This window comes from Rhizobium herbae (assembly GCF_019511375.1).
Classification (GTDB): domain Bacteria; phylum Pseudomonadota; class Alphaproteobacteria; order Rhizobiales; family Rhizobiaceae; genus Pararhizobium; species Pararhizobium herbae_A.
In genome coordinates, this window is sequence record NZ_JAEUAO010000008.1 from 36,646 (window position 1) to 56,091 (window position 19,446).

A 19,446-nucleotide genomic window follows, 5' to 3' on the forward strand; every position below is an offset into this window, starting at 1 on the left:
GGCCGGAGAGAAGTAATTTCACCGCGACGCAACTTGGACTATGGATAAACCATGAATCGTTTCCTCCGTTTCCTGAAAGCCGCGGCGCGCTGGTTCCTCTATTGCCTCGGTCTCATCCTTGTTGCCGCCGTGCTGTTCCTCGTCTTTGCCGGCTTTACCGCGCCGGGCGCGCGCATGGTCGCCGCAATGATCGAGAAATACGCCTCGACGCCGGACCAGATCGTCCGCATCAACGATCCGAGCGCGCTGCTCACCGGAGACTTCGCTGCGTCCAGCATCACGCTGTTCGACAGCAAGGGCGTCTATGCGGAAATCCGCGAAGTCGCCATCGACTGGTCGCCGACAGCACTTTTTGCCAAACGCTTCGAAGCGACGAAGCTTTCCGCCGGTTCCGTACGCCTCGAACGGCTGCCTGTCCCCTCACAGGAAACCCGCGAGGTCCGCGAAACATTCGCCTTGCCTCTCGATGTCAAAATCGATGCCTTCAACCTCAAGGAAGTGGTCATCGGCAAGGAGATCGCCGGCGTCGACCAGTTCCTGAGCGCTCAAGGCAAGCTGAACGCCACCAATGCCAGCATCGCTACCGCCCTTGCCGTCGCGCAGCGGGACCGGCCCGATGCCAAGGCCATCGCCGATATCGTCTTCAATCCGGCCGGCAACGAGTTGCGACTGGAAACGACGATCGAGGAGCCGAAGGGCGGTCTGCTCGCCAAGGCCATGCGCCTGCCCGGCGAACCGGCGATCAGCGTCAACGTCACCGGCCAGGGCCCGCTTTCAAACTGGAGCGGCACGGCAACAGCCGCACTCGACGGCAAAGGCGTGCTGAAGCTCGGCGGCCAGCACACGCTGGCGGCCGACGGCTTCCGCACCGTGTCGCTCAAGGGCGGCGGCACGTTCGACGATCTTCTGCCGGCCGCCTTCAGGCCTTTGTTCGAAGGCACCACCGACATCGACCTTTCCGCGGCGATCGACGGCAAGACCGTTCGCATCCAGACGGGCAAAGTCGCCACCGGCGCGCTGACGCTGTCGGCATCCGGCACCTACAGCACGACGGGCCAGAACGACCTCAAGGCGAGCCTCACCGGCAAGAACGGTCCGATCGATTTCCGCCTGCCTCTGGAAAAAGGCGAGGCCCGGCTCGCGATCGACACGGCGAGCGTCTCGCTGATCGGCGATGCACAGACCGCCGTGCTCGACATTGGCGCCGCGATCGGCAAGGCGACGTTGCCTGAGGGTGAGATCGAGGCGATCAAGCTGCACGCCTATAGCGACGCCTTCAACCTGTCGACCCGCACCGGCCCGCTCAAGACCACGATAGAAACCGGTGCTACCCGCTTTGCCAGCGCCGATATCGACCGTGTGATCAAGGGACCGGTCAAGATCGACGGCACGCTATCGCTGACGCCGGAGACGGTATCGTTCGATCCGGTCACCATCGAAAGCGCCAGCATCGGCGGCACGCTGACCGGCTCCTACACGATCGCCGAAAACACCGTCGCGACGGGCTTCAAGCTCTTCGCCTTGCCGGCCGTCCTGCCACCGGCGCTGGCCGCGAAATTCGACACGACGATCGCCATCGCCGGCAATCTCGCAACCGGCGCCAATGGCAGCGTCAAGGTGAGTGACCTCACCATCAAGTCCGGGACCGTCGACGTCGCCGGTTCGGCGGCATTCGAAACCGATACGCTCACGGCCGCAATCACCGGCACCGTGCCGGAAATCGGCAAGTTGCTCGCCGATGCCAAGGGCTCTGCCGCCTTCAGCGCCGACCTGACCGGGCCGCTCGATGCGCTGGCCGTCAAGGCCAAGGTCACGTCGAGCGAAACGACGCTTGCCGGCCGCGTCCTGAACGACCTTGCCGTGAATGCCGATGCGGTCATCGGCCGCGACGGCCCGACGGGAGCCGTCACCGCCAGCGGCACCCTCAACGGACAGGCGATCAGCGCCAAGGCTGAGATCGCAACGGCAAAGGGCACCACCGGCATTCCGTCGATCGAAGCCGTGATCGGCTCGAACACCGTGAAGGGTTCGTTCGACCTGACAAAGGAATTCGAGCCGAACGGCTCGCTCACCTTCAATTTCCCGGATGTCGGGCTGCTGGCCGCAGTGGCCGGGCAGACCGCGTCCGGCGACCTCGCCGGCTCCGCCAGCATCACGACGCAAAACGGCGTCACCTCGGTTGCCGTTAAAGCCGGCGGTTCCGGCATCACGCGCGGCGATCTGGTGATCATCAAGCCGGCTGCCGACATCACCATTGCCGATCTCAAGGCGCTGGCGATCAAGGGAGCCGTAACGGTCGAGGAAGTGAAGCAGGGCGCCAACCTGCTCACTGGCCTCAAGCTCGGCTTCGAGCAGCAGGACAAAACGACGAATTTCGCTCTCGCCGGGACCTATGACGCCGCCCCGCTCAGCGCCCGCGGTGATCTGCAGAGCGCGGCCGGCCGCACGACGATCAGGCTGCAATCCTTCGCGGCAGCACCAAGGAAAATCCCGCTGGAGCTCGCCAACCCCACGACCATCGTGATCGAGAACGGCGCGGTCAACCTGCGGCAACTGGCGATCAATGCCTATGGTGGCACCGTCACCCTCACCGGCAGTGCCGGCGAAAAGCTCGCCTTGACGGCGGACCTTGCCGGTATCGACACCCGCCTGCCGCTTAAGGCCGGCGAGGCGCATATCGTCCTTGATACGGCCACCGCATCGATCAACGGCGACATGCAGGCTGCCGTCCTCGATGTTGCGGGCAACATCGCAGAAGTGGCGCTGCCGCAAGGACGCTTCGACGCCATCAAGTTTGCGGCACATAGCGATCGCTTCAACCTCACCAGCCGTGCCGGCCCGGTTGCGGCGACGATCGAGGCCGGCGCGACGCAACTGACCAATGCCGACCTCGACCGGTTGGTCAAAGGCCCGATCAGGGTGGCAACGACGCTCGACGTAACGCCCGAAGCCGTCGGCTTCAGCCCGATCACGATCGGCAGCACCAACCTCGACGGCGCGCTTGCGGGCTCCTTCAGGCTCGCCGACAAAAGCCTGAACACGACGTTCAAGCTCTCGGCCCGCCCCGCTGCTCTGCCGGCCTCCGTCTCGGCGAAATTCGATGCGCCGGTGGATGTCGCCGGCACGCTCGCGACAGGCCCCGACGGCGCCGTGGACATCACGAACCTCAACGTGACCTCCAGCACACTCCAGGCCGCCGGTTCCGTCGCGCTCAAGTCGCAGACCCTGACGGCCACGCTGACCGGCACCGTGCTTGATCTCGGCAAGGTTTTGGCTGACGCAGAGGGCCAGGCCAACTTCACTATTGATGCCACCGGCCCACTCGACAATCTCGGCGTCAAGGCCGACATCACCTCCCGCGGCGCGACGCTTGCCGGTCGCACCTTGACCGATCTGCAGGTGACGGCGGATGCAAGGGCCAATCCGAAGAACCCGCAGGCGAAGATCACCGCCACCGGCGCGCTCGGCGGCCAGGCGATCAACGTCAAGGCCGATCTCGTTTCCAAGGACGGCCGCACCAGTGTGCCGGTGCTGCAGGTGCAGATCGGCGAGAACACGCTGAACGGCGTTGTCGAGTTCACATCCGACTTCCTACCGCAGGGGACGATCGACTTCACTTTCCCCGATGTCGGACTGCTGGCCGCCATGGCCGGCGAAAAGGCCTCCGGCGAATTGGCAGGATCGGCATCCCTCAAAAGCGATGGAGGCGTAACCTCGATCGCCCTCAAGGCCAGCGGCTCCGGCATCAAGCGCGGCGATCTCGTCATCACCAAGCCGGTCGCCGACATCACCATCGCCGACCTGAAGGCGCTGGCGATCAAGGGCAATCTTTCGGTCGAGACGTTTTCGCAAGGCACCAACCGCGTCAGTGGCCTCAAGCTCGATTTCGTCCAGCAGGAAAACCAGACCAATGTCGCGCTCGACGGCAGCTATGACGGCGCACCGCTCAAGCTGCGTGCCGATATCCGGACGGCGGGCGGCAAGACGACTGTCGATCTCGCCTCGTTCACGGCCACCCCGAGAAAGATCCCGGTCAAGCTCTCGGCACCGACAACGATCGCGATCGAGAACGGCACCGTCAGCCTGCAGAAATTGACGCTCGGGGCGTCCGGCGGGATGATCGCGGTGACCGGATCGGCGGGCGAAAAACTCGATCTCGCCATCAATCTCAGCGCCCTGCCCGCCAGGCTTGCCAATACTTTCGCGCCGTCACTCGGCGCCGACGGTACGATCAGCGGCACGGTCGGGGTCAAAGGCACATCGGCGGCACCCGTCGCCGCCTATGACCTGCGCTGGGCGAATGCGATGGTTGCCCAGGCCAGGTCCGCCGGCGTCAGCGCGCTCGATGTCACCGCCAAGGGGCAGTTCGCCGACAACACGGTAACGCTCGACGCGACGATCAGCGGCGCAGGCGGGCTCTCGTTTCGGGGCGGCGGCAAGGTGGGCCTCACTGGTAACCGGCCGATCGACATGAAATTTTCCGGCAACCTGCCCTTCGGTCTCGCCGCCGGTTTGCTGGCGCAGCAAGGTTTTACGCTAACGGGCGCCGCCAATGTCGATCTCGCCATCACGGGGAATGCGACGGCGCCGCAGATCACCGGCACGATCTCGACCTCCGGCGCCCGCCTTGTCGATGTCCGCCGCAACCTCGCGATTACCGACCTGACGGCCAATATTACCCTCGACGGCAAGCAGGCGAGCATTTCCAAACTGTCCGGTCGGCTCGCCAGCGGCGGTTCGCTCGATGTCACCGGCACGGTCGGCATCGCGCCGGGCTCCGGCTTTCCTGCCGATCTCGCCATCCGTCTCGACAATGCGACCTATGTCGACGGCAGCCTGTTCACCGCCAATGTCGATGGCGCCATGACGCTGAAGGGCTCACTGATCGCAACGCCGGTGCTGGGCGGAAAGGTCACCATCCGGAAGGCGGCGATCACAATCCCCGAAAAGCTCCCCGCCTCGCTGTCGGAGATCAACATCAAGCACAGGAATGCGCCCGCCAAGGTCCGCCAGATGCAGGCGGATGTCAAAAGCGACACAGCGAGCAGCGGCGGAGCCAAGAGCGGCGGCGTGGCCTTCGACCTCGCCCTCAGCGCGCCCGGAAAACTCTTCGTCCGCGGCCGCGGCATCGACGCCGAACTCGGCGGCGATCTGACGATCCGCGGCACAGCCGCCCAGCCCGCAGTATCGGGCGGTTTCGAGATGCGGCGCGGCCGCCTCGAAATTCTCGGCAAGCGGCTCGACTTCTCGGAGGGCACGATCAGCTTCGGCGGCAACCTGATCCCGACGCTCGACCTCGATGCAACGTCGACAGCGGGCTCGACGACGATCACCGTTAATGTCGCCGGTCCCGCCAACAATCCGACCATCACCTTCTCGTCGTCGCCCGCTCTGCCGCAGGATGAAATCCTGGCGCAGCTGATCTTCAACCGCTCGCTCTCCAATCTTTCGGCCCTGCAGATCGCGCAGCTCGCGAGTGCCGTGAGCCAGCTGGCCGGCGGCGGCTCCAACTCGCTGCTCGACGGATTGCGCAACAAGCTCGGCGTCGACGACCTCGACGTCTCGACCGACGCCAGCGGCGGCGCCCGGGTCACCGCCGGCAAATATCTCAACGACCGCACCTATCTGGAGCTCCAATCCGGCTCCGAGGCCGGCGGCGGCAAGGCGATCATCAATCTCGACGTCGGCCGCGGCGTCAAGCTGCGCGGCGAAGCCGGCAGCACCGGCACGGGCGGCGGTATCTTCTATGAGAAGGAATATTGAAGAGACCGGTCAGAGCTGGCGTCAACTAGCTGTCGAAAAACTTGTCGACAGCATCCATGTTCTGAACCGCAAGAGCGCCGACAGCGATCATCAAGGCGCTGCCTAGCCACAGGTTGACGAAGGTGCCGACGATCAAAAATATGGAGATAGTTGTTGCGATAGCCATGCCTTGCTTGAGCGAAAATTTGTAAGGCCTTTTCTCGCCTCTAATGCCGCAGACAACAGTCATCAGCACATGGAGGACCGCTATCGCAATCAGAGGACCCCAGGCGCCAAGCGACAAGATGTATTCTCGCATAGTTCTTGAACTCCGTGCAGACACAGGGATCACTTTTTCATTTATCAGAAAGCTGCCGAAATCTTGCTGGTCTTCAGCAGGATATTCGTCTCGGTCAGATTGATGCCGTCGATCAGGCGGATGCGCCGCAGCGTTTCGTCGAAGGTGGCGAGATCCTTGTCTTCCAGCTCGGCAATGAAATCCCAGCGGCCATTGGTGGAATGAAGCGCCCGGACCTGCGGCAGGCCGCGCAATTGCGCAGCAACCTTGTCGGCCATCTTGCCATGAATCTCGATCATGACGATGGCCCTGACGCCGCTGCCGGAAAGTTCCGCGCCGGTGCGGATGGTGAAGGCGGCGATGGTGCCTGACGACACCAGGCGGTCGATGCGGGCGGCAACGGTGGCACGCGAGGCACCGGTCGCGGCGGCCAGCGACGAGACCGGTGTGCGGGCGTTGTGGCGAAGCGCGCTGATCAACGTATGATCGAGATCGTCCAGGCTTATCATTATGGTCGTCCGAACTTATCAGAGTGTCGATTATTGCCGTCTATCTGTCAGTTTTCAATCTATTTGCCAACATCTCAACCGGTCATAATCGCGCACAACCGGAAAAACGAAGAATCACCGGCATCACGCAAACCTGCGGGGAAACCATGGCTGAATCCAAGAAATCCATCGCGCTGATCGGCGCCCCACTCGAGGAAGGCTCCGGCCGCCGTGGTTGTGCCATGGGCCCGGCAGCGCTGCGCATCGCCGGCATCGACACCATCCTCGCCGGACTCGGCCACAGCGTTACCGACGAAGGCGACCTGAAGCCGCTGCCGGCCCGTGACCTTGCCAATCATCCCGGTGCCAACAACCTGCAGATCGTCGCCGCCGTCACCCGCGCGCTGGATGAATCGGTGCATGACGCGGCGCGTGCCGGCAAGTTTCCGCTGATCCTCGGGGGCGACCATGCCCTGTCGATGGGCTCGGTTTCGGGCATGGCGCGCCATGCCAGGGAACAGGGCCGCCCACTCTTCGTGCTGTGGCTCGATGCCCATGCCGACTTCAATTCGCCGGCAACCTCGCCGTCCGGCAACATGCATGGCATGCCGGTCGCCTTCTTCTGCGGCGAGGCCGAATTTGCGCCGATCCTCGACAGGGATCGCCCGCTGGTCGATCCGAGACACGTCTTCCAGGTCGGCATCCGTTCCGTCGATGACCGCGAGCGCGAGGAAATCGCCGAGCACGGCGTCAATGTCTACGACATGCGCGCCATCGACGAGACCGGCATGGCGCATATCATGCACGAGATCATCGCGACGATTAAGGCCGCGAACGGCATGCTGCATGTCAGCCTCGACGTCGATTTCCTTGATCCCGAACTGGCGCCCGGCGTCGGCACCACGGTGCCCGGCGGCGCGACCTTCCGCGAAGCGCACCTGATCATGGAAATGCTCTGCGACAGCGGCCTCGTCTCGTCGCTCGATCTCGTCGAGCTTAACCCCTTCCTTGACGATCGGGGAAAAAGCGCCCGCATCCTCGTCGAACTGACCGCAAGCCTGTTCGGCCGCCGCATTCTCGACCGCCCGACCCGCAGCGCCTGAGCCCACCAACCCGAGCCACCGGAGACCCCATGAACACGACGAACGCACTGATCGAAACCGAATACCGGCTCGGCGCGCATAACTACAAGCCGCTCGACGTCATCCTGTCGCGCGGCGAAGGCGTCTATGTGTGGGACCTCGACGGCAACCGCTATCTCGACTGCCTGTCGGCCTATTCCGCAGTCAACCAGGGTCATTGCCACCCGAAGATCCTGGCGGCAATGATCGAGCAGGCGCGGAAGCTGACGCTGACCTCGCGTGCCTTCCGCAACGACCAGCTGGCGCATCTCTACGAAGAGCTGGCGGCGCTCACCGGCAGCCATAAGATCCTGCCGATGAACTCCGGTGCCGAAGCGGTCGAGACCGCCATCAAGGCGGTGCGCAAATGGGGTTACGAGGTCAAGGGTGTTGCGGACAACAAGGCCGAGATCATCGTCTGCTCCAACAACTTCCACGGCCGCACCATGGGCATCGTCGGCTTCTCCACCGATCCGGACGCACGCACCGGTTTCGGCCCGTTCGCACCCGGCTTCGTCACGGTGCCGTTCGGCGACATCGACGCCTTCCGCGCCGCCATCAACGAAAACACCGTCGCCTTCCTGATCGAGCCGATCCAGGGCGAAGCCGGCGTCATCATCCCGCCACGCGGCTATTTCCCCGAGGTCCGCGCGCTCTGCTCGAGGCATGGCGTGACGCTGATCCTCGACGAAATCCAGACCGGGCTTGGGCGCACCGGCAGGCTGCTTGCCGAAGAACACGAGGGCATCGAGGCCGACGTGACCTTGATCGGCAAGGCGCTCTCCGGCGGCTTCTATCCCGTTTCGGCGGTGCTTTCCAATTCGGAAGTGCTCGGCGTCCTGAAACCCGGCCAACATGGCTCGACCTTCGGCGGCAACCCGCTTGCCTGTGCCATCGCCCGTGCCGCGCTGAAGGCGCTGACCGAGGAAGGCATGATCGAAAACTCCGCCCGTATGGGCGACCGCTTCCAGACGGGGCTGAAGGACATCCGCTCCAATATTATCAAGGAAGTTCGCGGCCGCGGCCTGATGCTCGCCGTCGAGCTCGTGCCGGAGGCCGGTGGCGCGCGCAAATACTGCGAAGCGCTCAAGCAGCGCGGCATCCTCGCCAAGGACACCCACGGCGACACGATCCGCATCGCGCCGCCGCTGGTCATCACGCCGGACCAGGTCGACTGGGCGGTCGAGCAGTTCGCCGGCGTTCTCGCCTCGGCTTGATTGGCCAGCGCACCGGCCGCAACCGGCCGGTGCGCTTTCCTGGCACGCGCAAAAGCATCTCTTAACGATTTGTGATATAAGGTTCTTCGCAGGCGCGAACGGCTCTTTGCCGTGCATGACGCATCGCCCCTGACCGGATGTAGCCGGCACTCCAGACAATTTATCCGAGGCGGTAAGCGCAGGCGCGATCATGATGCCAGCAGCATGCAGCCGAGGTTTGTTATGGCCGGGCGCCACACAACGGGAAGGAACCGCAGATGACGAATGCACTGAAAATGACAGGTTTCGACGGCGAAACACTGGAGATCATCGCCTTCCGGCTTCACGATCAGGAGTTCTGCGTGAAGACCACGACGATCCGCGAAATCCGCGGCTGGGCGCCCTCCACGCCGATCCCGCATTCACCGGCCGACGTGCTGGGCGTCATGAACCTGCGCGGCACGGTCATCCCGATCATCGACCTCGCCCATAAGCTCGGCATGAAGTCGACGGTTGCCAACGAGCGCAGCGCCATCGTCGTCGCTGAAGTGCACAATATGGTCATCGGCCTCGTCGTCGACCGCGTCTCCGACATCCTGACGGTCCAGGGCAACCAGGTGCAGCCGGTTCCGGAAATCACCACCTCCTTCGACAAGAGCTATGCCGAAGGCATCATCGCCAACGAGACCGGCATGATCTGCTTCCTCAATCTCGCCCGCATGTTCAAGGAACGCGAGATGGACGACATGGCCGCCTGACCGGATCAAATCGAATGGACGAGAGCGGCCGGCGGCCGCTCTTTTCGTTTCAGTCGGGCGAGCCGGTAGAGACATGGCCGCAGACGCCACCGCTGGCTCTCAATTGGTCGCCTCCCCGCTGGCAATCGGATAGTGGGCGTCCTCCCAGGCCGGGAAGCCACCGGCGAAATGGTAGACATTCGTGTATCCCCACACCAGCGCCTTTGCGGACGAGTAGGCCGAATCTCCGCAATATTTGCCGTGGCAGGAGAAGATGATCTCCTCGTCCTTGCGCGCAACCTTCGCCAACGTCTCTCTCGAAAGGACGGTGACGACAGGAATGTTGATGGCGCCGGCGGCATGGGAACGGGCAAAGCTCAGGGGGCTGCGCACATCGATCAATTTGACGCCGCGATCGAGCAGCCGCTTGGCAGTGGGAGCATCGATCTTGGTCGTGCCGCGGACGTTGTATTCGCCGTTCGTCTTGCTGATAAATCCGGCATAGGTGTCATAGGGAATATCAATGCCGGCGCCCGGCTGGACGCCGGCCTTGCGCAGGCCCTCTTGCAGCCGGTCACGGTAGGTCCGGTCGTAGTCGAACACATCGCCGTACCACCACCATCCCATCTCCTGCACCGTCAGCGGGAAATAGCCGGCGGGAACGTTGAGCGCGTCGAATTTGTCGATACTGGCCTTCACCCCATCGGTCTTGCCGAGATGGCCGAGACAAGCGACGATCGTCGCATAATCTTCGGCGATATCCGACTGCCGGGAGACGACGACCTGAAGGTTCTTCAGCGCCTCCTCGTATTTCTGCTGGTGGAACAGCGACAAGGCGAGAATACGCAGGTAGCTCGGCGGATATTGCGGATCGAGCCGCATGGCGAGGCGCGCCTCCTGTTCTGCCTCGGGTGCACGTCCGGTAGCGTTGAGAATGCGCGCCCTGCTGACGTGATTTTCGGGATCGTTCGGGGCAAGCTGCATCGCCCGGTTGATCTCGGCAAAGGCCTCGTCGTAGTGGCCTTGTTTGGCCATCACTTCTGCGGAGATTGCATAGGCGAGCGCGTTGGGTTTGCGCATGGCAAGTGCGAGATTCTCCTTCATGCGCTCCATCGCCTTCTCGAAGCCGAGATTGGCCGATTCCCAGTTTGAGGATGCTATCCGCCAATCCGCCATGGCGAGCGCCGCGTAAGCGCGGCTGTAGTCCGTATCGAGCCCGATCGCCCTTTTCAGAAGCGGCACCGCCAGCAGCGTCTCCGCTTCGCTGCCTCGGTTAAGGTGATCCAATGCCTTCAAAACGAGGTCATAGGCCTCCGGACTGCGCGTCTCCACCTGCGCGGCGGCGGCCTTTTCCGCGGAGGTCAGCTCGACGGTGAGCGCCGCGACGATCTCGCCGATGACCTTGTCCTGCAGGGCGAAAATATCGCCCATGGGGCCGTCGTAGCGGTCGGCCCAGAGATGATGATCGCCGCGTGCATCGATGAGCTGGGCGTTGATGCGCACCTGGTCGCCCTGCCGCCGCACGCTGCCCTCAAGCACATAGCGCACGCCGAGGTCTTCGGCGACCTGCCGCAGCGTCGCTTGCTTGCCCTTGTAGGCGAAGGTGGAGTTGCGCGAGGTCACGAAGATGCCCGACAGTTTGGAAAGATCCGTGATGAGGTCCTCCGTCATCCCATCGGCGAAATAGACCTGCTCGGGATCGGAGCTGAGATTGTCGAACGGCATCACCGCTATCGACGGCTTGTCCGGCAGGGCAAGGACCTGGTGATCCGCTGCCGCGGTTCCGGCGCTCGTCACCCACGGACGAAGCCAGACGGCCGAGGTAACCACGAGAAGCAACAGAAGCGCGGCGGCAACAAATCCCCACGCCCCCCTGCGACGGGAGGCGTGGCGCCGGCTTCGCGCCGAACCATCGAACTGCACACGATAGGTGCGCACCGGTCTCGATATGTTTTTCACACGCTGTTCGCCGATGAACTCGAGCGGCAGGCCCAGCTTTCCCTGCAACTGATCATAGGCCGTGCCGGAGACGAACAATCCGCCCGGCTCGCAAAGCTGTTCGAGGCGGGATGCGACGTTGATGCCGTCCCCCAGCAGGTCGTCGCCCTCGACGACGACATCGCCGAGATTAATCCCCATGCGAAAGAGGATGCGCCGGTCCGGCGCAACATCGGCCTGATGCTCGATAACCCCCTTCTGAACCGCAACGGCGCAGGCAACCGCATCGACGACCGAGCTGAATTCGACGATGATACCGTCGCCCATCAGTTTGACGACGCGTCCATGATACTCGTTCAACAGCGGATCGATCACGTCGCATCGCAAGGCCTTGATCGCGGCAAGCGTATTCTCCTCGTCGGCCTCGACGAGCCGCGAGTAGCCGACGATATCGGCGGCGAGAATTGCAACGAGACGCCGCTCCGCATGATCTGTCGCCATGGCACAGCCTCCTCGAACACGGCATGCTGACAGCCTGTTCCTGGGTCCTTCGCCGATTGGGATTTTTCATCGCGTATAAGCAGTTGCTATCTTACTCCCCTTTCCCCGCGACGACGAGCAGAAATGACTCGGATAAGGTTGCGATCGCGGCCGCGACGGACAACGCTCCTCCTCGCGCTTCGAACAGCGCCCGGCGGACCGGGCTTGCGGAACAAAGCCGCCGTCCAGACGGTTATCATTCGACAAGGCGTCAAGGAGGGATTTCCATGCAAGTGATCGGCACACAGGTTCATCAGCAGCCCGGCATCATGATCGTCGAATTCGTCGGCGAGGGCGGCGATGTCATCTCCGTTCAGATGCATAAGGACGAAGGCGCGACCCTCAACCGGCAGAACGCGGTCGACAAAGCCAGGGCGATGATGCTGCAGGTGGCGACGTTCGAGCAGGCTGCCGATATAGGGGATGGCGACAGCGCGCAGCCGGCGACCGCCTCGGGTGAAATATCGCCGGCCGTCCAATCCTTGAGAAGCGCTCGGGCGACCCATGACGCGGCCACCCTGGAGGAAGAACTCGACGAGGGGTTGGAAGACACGTTCCCGGCAAGCGACCCGGTGTCGGCGACCGTGAGCAGCATTCCGGGCGGGAGAACGGGCCAGAAGTGAGCCAAATCCCGACACCCGCGGCGACAGGCCGGCTCACCTATTCGGCTCTGCCCTACGGCCCCGACCTTGCAATCAGCCGGCGATCGAATCCGCCCAGAATGCGCTTCACCAGTGCCGGATAGTCCTCGTCGAAATGGTGCCCCCCGTCGATCGGCAGAACCTCCACCCCGGTGCTGGCCAGCGTCGGGCAGAGATCGTCTTCATCGTCGGTCCCGTATATGCATTGAACAAGCGCAGGATTGATTTTCGCGATGTCGTCCGCCGGATCTCCAGAGCCCTCCGATCCGGTCGCGCCAAGCCAGCCGAGGACGGAAATCTTGTAGTCGACCTGGTGCGACACCGCCATTAGCGAGATCTGGGCCACCCGCTCGCGGTCCGCCTGCGGCAGCAGATTGTAGGTCCTCGGCAAAATATCCGCCCCGAAGGAATAGCCGACCAGCAGGACATGTCTAACGTTCCAGCGCTTGGCGTAGAACGCGATGATGCGATGGAGGTCGTCCGCGGTTTCCTGCGGCTGGCGTTCGGACCAGAAATAACGCAGCGAATCGATCCCGACCACCGGAACCCCCTGCTGCTGCAGCACGTCGCCGACCTCCTTGTCGATATCGCGCCAGCCGCCATCGCCGGAATAGACGATCGCCATCGTATCGCGGCTTGGCTTGGCATCGAGCACCGTCAGCGGCAGGCCGAGCGGGTTGTCGTCATCTGCTGCGACCGAAATGAGCGAAGACAGCGTATCCGACAGCGCCGCCCAGCTGTCTTCGTTTGTTTCGGTGACCCGAATGTCGCTGTGGCTGGCGGTCAGACTGGCGACGTGCGCCCGGCCGTCCGCAGGCGCCGCACCGGTGAACAGCACGGTGACCGGATCGGGCAGCGGCCCGTCGGTCAGGCCGTAGATCATCCGGTCGCCCATCCTTTGCTTGGTCGCCGGGGTGCACAGCTGCTTGGTCAACGCGATGCCGGCCTCCGGGTCGATGGCCAGCGTCTGCCCGATCGTCGCCGCCGGCGTCTGCGCGGCGATCGCAAGGGCAAGCGCGCCGCCGGCGCCGACGCCAGCAACCATCGGCAGCCGATAATTGTCGTTCCTGGCCGCCCGCTGGACCTCCTGGCTCAGCGCCTCGATGTCGGACACCATGTAGACGCAGTCACCATCGTCTTTTGCAAGCGATGCCAGATAGGCCGGCAGATCGATGCCGATCACCAGCGCTCCCTCTCCCGTCAGCGTCTTTGCCAGCGCATCTTCCTTCGTCGACCAGCCGGTCTTGTCGGAGATCAAAAAGACCGCCGCGGAAAGGTTCCCGTCCGGCATCTGGATATGCGGGGCGGGAATCATGCCCGTATCGAAGCCTGATGCATTCTGCGCTCGCGCGCCTGCCGCAGAAAGAAACAGGCAAGCACCCAGCGCCGTAAGGATCACGATTTTCCCGATCATTTCTTCACGACCCCCCTTACGCCGCCGCCGATGAGGAACGTCGCATCCATCAGGGCAAGGACAGGACTGATGCCGCCGCCTGCCGCCATGTAGCGGGGCTGCCAGTGCGGATGGAACTTCGACTTGAAGGCCTTCAGCCCCTTGAAATTGTAGAAGCGCTCGCCGTGCTCGAAGACGGTTCGCCCGACCTTGTCCCAGACGGGCGATGACCGCCGCGCCGAAAGCCCAGCCAGGGGCGCCATGCCGAGATTGAACGTCTTGAACCCCTTGTCGCGCAGGAATTCCATCAGCGACACGAACAGGAAATCCATCGCCCCCCGGGGCGCATCCGGCGAAAACCGCATCAGATCCACCGATCCTTCCGCGAGCGTGTCGGTGACGAGGACGTTGGCGAAGGCGACGATTCGTCCATTCACCCTCAGAACTCCAACCGGCTGGCCGGCAATGTAGTCCGCATCGAAAGCGCCCAGCGAGAAGCCTTTTTCCTTGGCCCGATGATGCGCAAGCCAACTGTCGGACACCGCGGAGAGCTCGTCCATGATGGCAGGCACCCCGTCGGGATCCACCATCTCGAACTCCAGCCCGTCTCTTTGCCCGCGGCTCACCGCCTGGCGCAGGCCGGCCCATTTGCCACCCTTGAGCTCAAATGTCCTCAGATCCACCATCGCCAGTTCGCCTAGCCGTAACGCGCGTAGGCCGGCATCGGCATAGTAGGAAAGGCCGGCGGGCGAAACCTGGTAGAAGACCGGCCGGCAGCCGCAGGATCGTGCCGCCTCGACGAATTGCCAGATCAGTTCCGGCCAGGCGTCCTGCGGGCCGATCGGATCGAAAAGCGCGATCCAGGAGCGGGCCTGCCGCCCGTACATGATGAACGCCCGCCCGTCCGGCGAAAACATCAGACTCTTGTCCCTCATCCGCACAAGGTTGGCGTCTGACATGTCCTGTTTGGCGGCTATGGCGACCGCCTTTTCAAGCGCTTCCTCCGACGAGATATCCGCTGGCGCCCTTGCTGGACGCAAAAGGCTCCACAACGCCACGGTGCCGCAGAAGATCGTCAAGCCGAGCACGGCGCGAAGGCCGCGCGGGGCTTCGCCCGAAAGCTCGAACTGCCACCACAGATCGTGACTGTATTCGACGTCGCGATAGACGAACAGAAGCATGGTGACGGCGAAGAGGCAGAGCGCCAGCATCGCCGAAAGCCAGGATGCGGTGAGCGGCTCGCCGGTGAAGGTTGCCGGCCGGTCGAAGATGCGGCGGGTGGCGAGCAGACTGAGGACGAAGAAGGCGAGAAGGCCGGCCTCGACCAGTGCCACCGCCTTTATGAGCGAAAAGAGCAGGGCTACCGAGGCGATCACCAGCGCCGCCCACCATGCGCCGTCGAGCCGCCGCGCGAGGCCGCGCGCAACGACCACCAGCGCCAGCCCGAGCAGGCTTGCGAGGAAATGCGCGCCCTCCAGGAGGGGAAGCGGAACGTAGCTCGACAAAAGGGCGAGGTTTTCGTCCGGCGTCGGCGTGACGCTGGAAAAGACCAACATGGCGGCCAGCACCAGCGCCAGGGTGGCAAGGAGTATGGGCGTCAGTCGTCCGGCAATTCGGCCGAGGCTGGAGGCGACGGGACGCCGGGACAGGCTGCGCACCTCCGCGCCGATGACGAAAATGACCGCCAGAAGAAGCGGCAGCACATGATAGATCAGCCGGTAGAGCATCAAGGCGCCGAGCACGGCGTCGATATCCGCCGTCCGCCCCAGAGCCGCGATGATGACGGTCTCGAAAACGCCGAGGCCCGCCGGAACATGGCTGAGCACGCCGAGCCCGACGGCAACCGCGTAGACCGCAAGGAAAGCCGGCCAGCCCATGATCCCGTCCGGCAGCAGCACGTAGAGCACCGTCGCGGAGGCGGCTATGTCGAGCACGGAGACAAGAAGCTGCCGCGACGCAGTGCGGGAGTCGGGAAATCGAAGCGCAAAGCGACCGAGTTCCAGGACGCGGCCATCCCGGCCGGCGACCATCAGGCCGCCAAGCCCGGCCAGAGCTACCGCGGCAATCAGCCTCAGCCAGAACGGATCAAGCCCGACCAGCGGCGCAATTTCCGGCGCGATGGCCAGAAGGCTGAATGAGGCAATGCTGGCAAGACCCAGCCCGAAGGCAAGCGTGACGAAGGCGATCACGCCGGCGATTTCTTCAGGCTTCAGACCGAGACGCGAATAGGCGCGATAGCGAATGGCGCCGCCGCTCAGAGGCCCGAAACCGGCGGTGTTTCCGACGGCATAGGCGGCAAACGCCGTCAAGGCCACGTCCACATAGGGCAGCTTGCGCTTCACATAAAAAAGCGCGCCGACGTCATAGAGCGTCAGAGCGGCGAAGCTCAGCGCCGTAAAGAGGATGGCGGAGACGATCGATGGCCCGGACGTTGCCCGCAGCGCCGCCACGACATCGTCATAGCGGACTTCGCTCGTCAGCCGGACGATGGCAAAGCCGATGATGATGAGGATGATGGCAGTAGCGCCGCCTTTGGTAAGCCATCTGTTGCGGCGCAGACGTTGAAACAGGGAGACCGCGATCTCTTCGCGCGCGTCGGTTCGATCGGATATATCTGTCATGCAAACACCCTATCGCCGGGAACCATGGCACTGGAGAGGATATACATCCGCTTCGCACTGCAAAAAAGTGAACTTCCTGTAATCTGGTCGGAAGCGGAATCGCAGGCGACAGGTGCGGAAACGGCGCTTGAGTTTACGTCATTCCTGCCTTTCCGAGGGCGCAGGCGTCGCGGTAACGCGCCACCCGCGATCATTGACCCGCCTCCGTTGCGATCTATCTCGCTTGTATGGCCGAACGGCAGGACCCATCGGATGAAAGAAAAATGGACGCAGTTCGCGAGCGGCTGCGATCGCTTTATCTCGGGACGAGCCGCAAGGCGGTCCGTTTCCAAATCACCATGGCGATCATCGATGTCGCCATCATCGCGTTCTTTTTGGCCGGCCCCTATTTTGGCAGCGGGCGGATCTATCTAATCGTCGACTATGCAATCGCCGTGGTGATCGCGTTCGAACTCGGCGCGCGCGCATTGATCGCACCGAATCTGAGGCGCTGGCTGACACGGCCGATGACCTGGGTCGATACCGCGATCCTCGCGACGCTGCTCTTTCCGGCGACATTCTCGAACTTCGCCTTCCTGCGTGCCTTCCGCATCTGGTCGCTCGGACAAAGCAAGGTTTTCGCGCTTTTGATCAAGCGGGCCGGTTATGGCGAGTGGGAAGAAGTCATCCGAGCTTGCATCAACTTCCTCACGTTCCTCTTCCTCGTTACAGGCTTCGTCTACACGGTATTTTTCTACCATCAGGCGGGGGTGGAAGGATTTGTGGACGCGCTCTATTTCACCGTCGCGACGATCACGACGACGGGGTTCGGCGATATCACCTTGCCCGGGACGCTCGGCAAGCTCACGTCGATCGTGACGATGATCTTCGGCATCTCGCTCTTCGTGCGCCTCGCCCAGGCGATCGTGCGGCCGCACAAGGTCGTCTTCCCCTGCCCGCAATGCGGTCTGCAGCGCCACGATGCCGATGCCGTGCACTGCAAGGCCTGCGGGCATGTGCTGAATATTCCCGACGAGGGGAGTTGAGGTTCCCTCGCTCAGCGCCCAAAGACCCTGTCTATCCCTGTGCCCGTCATGAGCCAACCCGAAGCTGACTGTCCGTAGCTGCCGATCGGCAGGCAGCAAAGACGTCGAGTTCCGGATTGTAGACCTTGGTCTCGACATTCATCATTCCAAGCACCGTATGAAACAGGTTGTCGTGCGAGGTGGCGGCGCCGGCGTACCTGTCGAGACAGTATCTGTCGAGTTTCGTCAGCTCGGCATAGCCATCCGAAAACCATGCGATGAAAGGCACATGCGTCTGTTCGGCCGGCGCGAACATGTAGGGAGCGCCGTGCAGGAACAATCCATTTTCACCCAGGGACTCGCCGTGGTCCGACATGTAAATCATCGCTCCATCGACGCGGCCCTGATGCTTCTTCAGAAGATCGATGACTGCGGCGAGGTTGTGGTCGGTGTAGAGGATCGTATTGTCGTAAGCGTTGACGATCTCCTCGCGGCTGCACTCTGATAGTTGCGGCGTGCGGCAATCCGGCACGAACCGTCGGAATTCCTCCGGATAGCGCATGAAGTAGGCCGGGCCGTGGCTGCCGAGCTGATGCAGAACGATGACGGTATTCCTGGTGATGCCCGCGAGCTTGCTGTCGAGCTTGCCAAGAAAGATATCGTCCAGACATTCGCCTTGCTTGCAATAGGGACTGTTCTTCTGCTTCGTGACGCTCGCAAAGCTGATCAGGTCGGCAACGCCCTTGCTGCCGGTATTGTTATCCCACCAGTAGGCATCCAGCCCGGCGCGACGCAACACATCCATCAATGTATCGGTCGAGCGCGCTTTCCTGTCCGAATAGTTCCTCTTGCCATAGACCGAAAACATGCACGGCAGCGACACGGCCGTTGCCGTCCCGCAACTCGTCGTCTGCGTGAAATTCGTCACGCCACGGGCCTCCAGTTCAGGATTGGTGTCGCGCTGGTAGCCGTTAAGGGAAAAATTCATGGCGCGCGCCGTCTCGCCTGCAACGATAATGGTGACGACGGGTTTTTGCGCCTTGGCAATCACCCGGCCGATTTTGGCGTCAGTCCCCAGAGGAGCGCGAACCAGCCCGATCTCGCGATAGGCGCTGACTACAAGGGCGATGGCCGACGTAATCGGCGCAAACGGCGTCAGTTTCGCCATCATGTCCCGGTGTTCGCGAATGTTGGAAGAGAGACCCGAGTAGTTGGCAAAGGCAAGCCCGGCACAAAGAGACAGACAGACGACGACGGCGGCAAGATTGACGAAGACCTTGCTGAGCAAGGGTCGATGTTTGACCCGCGTCGCCAAGACCAGCGCCGACGGCAGAACACCGTACAGAATGACATGCATGATGAAGGTTGCCGTGATGAGATGGCTCGCTTCTTCAGGTGTTGTGACCACGGCATTCCGGATCATCTCCTTGTCGATCACCACGCCGAAAAAATCCGTATAGTAGGACGCGATCGAGCCTGCGATGATGAGGAAGACGAGAAACGGCTTGATAAGATACTTCGCCGAAAAGACGATCATGCCGGCGAACACCAGGAACATGATCGCAGCGGCGAACATGTAGAATGCGTCGTGCAGCCCACCGAAAACGTGTAAGGCATCGTTCCAGAAGGTGAGATTGAGGGCGACCAGGATGTAAACGCCCACAAACAGGCTCAACGGTATGCTCCCCAAGGTGGGGCGCCTGGGAAAGAGACGGTTCAAGCTTTAC

12 protein-coding genes are annotated in these 19,446 nt (G+C 62.8%); 6 read left to right on the top strand and 6 right to left on the bottom strand.

Annotation, left to right across the window (positions count from 1 at the left end):
- Nucleotides 1–51: 51 nt before the first annotated feature.
- Nucleotides 52–5,763: a translocation/assembly module TamB domain-containing protein gene (locus JNB71_RS23755; RefSeq protein ID WP_220374237.1), complete on the top strand. Its 5,712-nt coding sequence runs from the start codon at nt 52–54 to the stop codon at nt 5,761–5,763.
- Nucleotides 5,764–5,788: 25 nt separating this feature from the next.
- Here JNB71_RS23755 and JNB71_RS23760 read toward each other — a convergent pair whose 3' ends face one another.
- Together JNB71_RS23760 and JNB71_RS23765 are read right to left on the bottom strand one after the other, a co-directional pair.
- Nucleotides 5,789–6,061 carry a hypothetical protein gene (locus tag JNB71_RS23760; protein WP_220374238.1) on the bottom strand — a complete coding sequence of 91 codons (273 nt, stop codon included), beginning with the start codon at nt 6,059–6,061 and terminating at the stop codon, nt 5,789–5,791.
- 44 nt (nt 6,062–6,105) lie between these two features.
- On the bottom strand, nt 6,106–6,549 hold the full coding sequence (locus JNB71_RS23765; RefSeq protein ID WP_220374239.1) for an Lrp/AsnC family transcriptional regulator: 444 nt from the start codon (nt 6,547–6,549) through the stop codon (nt 6,106–6,108).
- 146 nt (nt 6,550–6,695) lie between these two features.
- Between JNB71_RS23765 and rocF the strand changes: the two genes are divergently transcribed.
- The 3 genes from rocF (at nt 6,696) to JNB71_RS23780 (ending at nt 9,603) form a co-directional block, all read left to right on the top strand.
- A complete protein-coding gene (rocF, locus tag JNB71_RS23770) occupies nt 6,696–7,631 on the top strand; it encodes an arginase (RefSeq protein ID WP_220374240.1) in 936 nt (311 codons plus the stop codon).
- A gap of 29 nt (nt 7,632–7,660) precedes the next feature.
- Nucleotides 7,661–8,866, top strand: a complete 1,206-nt coding sequence (gene rocD, locus JNB71_RS23775) for an ornithine--oxo-acid transaminase (protein WP_220374241.1) — start codon at nt 7,661–7,663, stop codon at nt 8,864–8,866.
- 257 nt (nt 8,867–9,123) lie between these two features.
- Nucleotides 9,124–9,603 carry a chemotaxis protein CheW gene (locus tag JNB71_RS23780; protein WP_018328693.1) on the top strand — a complete coding sequence of 160 codons (480 nt, stop codon included), beginning with the start codon at nt 9,124–9,126 and terminating at the stop codon, nt 9,601–9,603.
- Between the two features lie 99 nt (nt 9,604–9,702).
- On the opposite strand, the gene JNB71_RS23785 is transcribed toward JNB71_RS23780, so the two are convergent.
- Nucleotides 9,703–12,021 carry a rhodanese-like domain-containing protein gene (locus JNB71_RS23785; protein ID WP_220374242.1) on the bottom strand — a complete coding sequence of 773 codons (2,319 nt, stop codon included), beginning with the start codon at nt 12,019–12,021 and terminating at the stop codon, nt 9,703–9,705.
- Between the two features lie 266 nt (nt 12,022–12,287).
- On the opposite strand from JNB71_RS23785, the gene JNB71_RS23790 reads away from it, so the two are divergent.
- On the top strand, nt 12,288–12,683 hold the full coding sequence (locus JNB71_RS23790; protein WP_220374243.1) for a hypothetical protein: 396 nt from the start codon (nt 12,288–12,290) through the stop codon (nt 12,681–12,683).
- Nucleotides 12,684–12,735: 52 nt separating this feature from the next.
- Here the strand turns inward: JNB71_RS23790 and JNB71_RS23795 are convergent, their stop codons facing one another.
- Nucleotides 12,736–14,115, bottom strand: a complete 1,380-nt coding sequence (locus JNB71_RS23795; protein WP_220374244.1) for a virulence factor family protein — start codon at nt 14,113–14,115, stop codon at nt 12,736–12,738.
- Nucleotides 14,112–16,715 carry a bifunctional lysylphosphatidylglycerol flippase/synthetase MprF gene (gene mprF / locus JNB71_RS23800; protein ID WP_220374245.1) on the bottom strand — a complete coding sequence of 868 codons (2,604 nt, stop codon included), beginning with the start codon at nt 16,713–16,715 and terminating at the stop codon, nt 14,112–14,114. Before mprF ends, JNB71_RS23795 begins: the two co-directional genes overlap by 4 nt.
- 227 nt (nt 16,716–16,942) lie before the next feature.
- Here mprF and JNB71_RS23805 point away from each other — a divergent pair, with 227 nt between their 5' ends.
- Nucleotides 16,943–17,740 carry an ion channel gene (locus tag JNB71_RS23805; protein ID WP_220374246.1) on the top strand — a complete coding sequence of 266 codons (798 nt, stop codon included), beginning with the start codon at nt 16,943–16,945 and terminating at the stop codon, nt 17,738–17,740.
- 46 nt (nt 17,741–17,786) lie between these two features.
- On the opposite strand, the gene JNB71_RS23810 is transcribed toward JNB71_RS23805, so the two are convergent.
- Nucleotides 17,787–19,394: a phosphoethanolamine transferase gene (locus JNB71_RS23810; RefSeq protein WP_220374247.1), complete on the bottom strand. Its 1,608-nt coding sequence runs from the start codon at nt 19,392–19,394 to the stop codon at nt 17,787–17,789.
- Nucleotides 19,395–19,446 lie beyond the last annotated feature (52 nt).